Genomic DNA, 3,243 nt, shown 5'->3' on the forward strand with positions numbered 1-3,243 from the left:
CGAAGTGCTGGGTAACTACCCGAATCCGTTCAATCCGGCTACCGTGATTAAATTCAATCTGCCGGCTGAGATGCAGGTAACTGTATCGGTGTTTAACGTGTTGGGTCAGCGTGTGGCTGAACTGGTGAATGGTAAATTAACCGCTGGTGAGAAATCGGTGTCCTTCAACGCCGCCGGACTCAGCAGCGGGGTCTATATCTACCGCATCCAGGCTGGAAATCAGACGGTAACCCGGTCGATGCTGCTGACGAAGTAAATGCTTAATATGTACGCAAAGGCGCAGAGACGCAAAGAATTATTAGTTTTCAATACTTGAAACTTAGCGACCTTTGCTTTCCTCTGTTGTCTCTGCGGTAAAAACGGTTCACGCAGAGAACGCAAAGGTTTTTGGTTTTCAATAATTAAATCACTGCGTCCTTTGCGAATTCTTTGCTGTCCTTGCGTTTAAATGCGTTTTAACGCAAAGGCGCCAAGGTTAAATACATGAGAACGCAAAGGGTTTTTGGTTTTCCATAATTAAATCACTGCGTCCTTTGCGAATTCTTTGCTGTCTTTGCGTTTAAATGTGTTTCAACGCAAAGGCGCCAAGGTTAAATACAAGAGAACGCAAAGGCTTTTTTGGTTTTCAATACAGGAAACTCAGCGGTCTTTGCGAATCCTCTGTTGTCTCTGCGGTAAAAACGGTGCACGCAAAGAACGCAAAGGTTAAATACAAGAGAACGCAAAGGCTTTTTTGGTTTTCAATAATTAAATCACTGCGTCTTTGCGAGTTCTTAGCTGTCTTTGCGTTTAAATGCCTTTCAAAGAAAAATCAGTTTACAATAAAAGGAGCTCCAATGAATCGATTGATAACCACGTGTTTCCTGCTTGCCATCAGTTCGGTGGCATTCTCACAGGTCACGATTTTTTCAGAAACCATGGGAACGGTCGGTGGAACAACGGCCATCGCCACTCATGAATCTGGTAACGGGTTTGATAATGATGACTTCACGATGTCTGATGGCGGTGCTGCCAACCCGGCGGAAATACGGACAACCAGTGCCTCCTCCGGATATACCGGTGCTTCTGGTGGTGCCAATGTTTTTTTTACGAGTTTGTCTGGTGACCGTGGTTTTTCCATAGCCGGGATCAATACCAGCACCTATACCAACCTGAAACTGAGCTTCGGGTACCGCAAGGAAAGTGCATCAGCCAATGGAACGTTTGTCGTGGAATGGTCAACAAATGGCACCACATGGACGGCTGTGGTTCCCACTTTGCCCGCAGCAAATGCAATAGCGGGTTGGTACCACGTCAGTAATTTGGATTTGCCGGCAGGTGCACAAGTCAGTAATCTCAGTATCCGGTGGATCAAATCCGGTACGCAATCGTTTCGTATTGACGATGTGGTTCTTACCGGCGAGGTGGCCGGTGGTTCTCTGATCACGCTGTCTTCGGGCAGTCAGTCGCTGGGAACAGTGGAAGTGGGCATGATCTCATCCGTGTATTCAGTGACGGTTTCCGGATCTGATCTGACCGATGATATCATGATCGTGTTCCCCACAGGAGTAGAAGGCCGTGTGGGTGAAGATGAATTCAATTCAGAGGCTATTGTTCTGTTTCATTCCGGTGGAACGGTGGATCCGACATCCATTGATTTCCGGTGGACTCCGGAAGTAAAAGGACTTTACTCGGATTCCATTATGGTCACCTCGGTTGGTGCCACCTCAAAGCCAGTCTATACGACAGGGACCGCCTACGTTAAAGTCTATTCTCACCGTGGCGGGGAAGTGTTCACCTATCTGAACGATGCGGTTAACTGGAATACCAAAGCAGACAGTACAGGCGATGCCATCAGCGGCTTCAGTGAACCGTACACCTGGTATGTGGTTCAGTATGGCAGGACTGCCGCTCCCTATGGTTACCTGAATGGAGATTGGGTGGTGGATGGGGAAGGATCCAGAATCGTCCTCAGCGCCAATTCTGCCGGATTTACCATTCCATCTCCCTACACCGTTTCCGGTGTGATTGATCTGGAAGCAAATTCCTTCCTGGAAGTGAATAATTCCACCATCACTCACACACTTGGGACTATTTCCGCCAGCAGTATCGTTTCATACACGGCTTACACAGGGACCACCATCATTCCGGCCTACACTTACGGGGACTTGTATCTTTCAAACGCTTCAAAAGTCATGGCTGGCGGATTAACTACCGTAACCGGCAATTTTGCCCTGATCGATCTGACGAATTTTGAAGGTGCATCTGCTTCTCCGTTTACCACGGTGAATGTGGGTCAGACCATGAATGTGCAAGGGACTGTGGTGTTTTCATCATCCGCATCAAGCAGAATCACGGTTGTCATGAATGGCAACACAGCACAAACCATTTCAGGAAATGATAACGCCATTTATCTGTTCCGGTTAACGGTGGCCAACGCGGCGGGTGTTCAGTTGCTTTCTACTCACCTGCATGTTGGAAATCCGAACGGTGGCGGAATCACCCTCACGGATGGAAGTCTGAACGCCGGAACCAGCCCCATTACGTTTTTCACAGCTAACAGTCCGTCTATCATCGGGCAGACCGAGACCAATAAAATTATCGGAACGGTAAACATGGTTAAAAAAATCGGAACCGGTTCATCAACCATGGGTGCCATCGGTTTGTCCATTGCAGCCGGAACGGATAGCCTGGGAACGGTCACCATCACCCGCAAAACCGGATCCGCCGGGATCGTGTCGGTGGGTGGTAATGACGGCATTGCCCGGCAGTACACCATTTCATCCACTTTGCCTCCGGTCAGCGGACGCGATTTGACTTTTTCCTGGCTTGCTGCGGATGATAACGGCAAAAACCTGACGGATGGCGTTTTATACAAATCATCCAATGCCGGCGAAACCTGGGAACCGCTGGAGTTTGGCGATTATTCTTCCCGCTCGGTGCTAATCGCCGGTCAGACGACCTTTGGCAGTTATACCATCACCGATGGGTCGGCTCCGCTTCCCGTTGAGCTTTCCGGCTTTTCAGCGGCATCTTTCAGCTCCGGTGTAAAACTGGTCTGGTCCACCAAAACCGAGCAGAACAATGCCGGATTTGAAGTGGAAAGAAAAACCACCGGTAACTGGACTTCCCTCGGCTTCGTTGCTGGTAAGGGAACCACCAACCATCCGCAGTCGTATTCCTTCATCGATGCAGCGGTTTCCGGAAAAGCATCCTACCGCCTGAAACAAGTCGATACCGACGGAGCTTTCAGCTATTCACCGG

General features: G+C 49.2%; 2 protein-coding genes. Both read left to right on the forward strand.

Annotated features, from left to right (window positions below; translation table 11 throughout):
• A partial coding sequence (locus HUU10_15655) for a T9SS type A sorting domain-containing protein (GenBank protein ID NUQ83038.1) occupies nt 1-256 on the forward strand: 256 nt, incomplete at its 5' end.
• Between the two features lie 580 nt (nt 257-836).
• The coding region (locus HUU10_15660) for a hypothetical protein (protein NUQ83039.1) at nt 837-3,243 on the forward strand (2,407 nt) is incomplete at its 3' end.

The sequence above is a fragment of the Bacteroidota bacterium genome (assembly GCA_013360915.1).
Taxonomy (GTDB): domain Bacteria; phylum Bacteroidota; class JABWAT01; order JABWAT01; family JABWAT01; genus JABWAT01.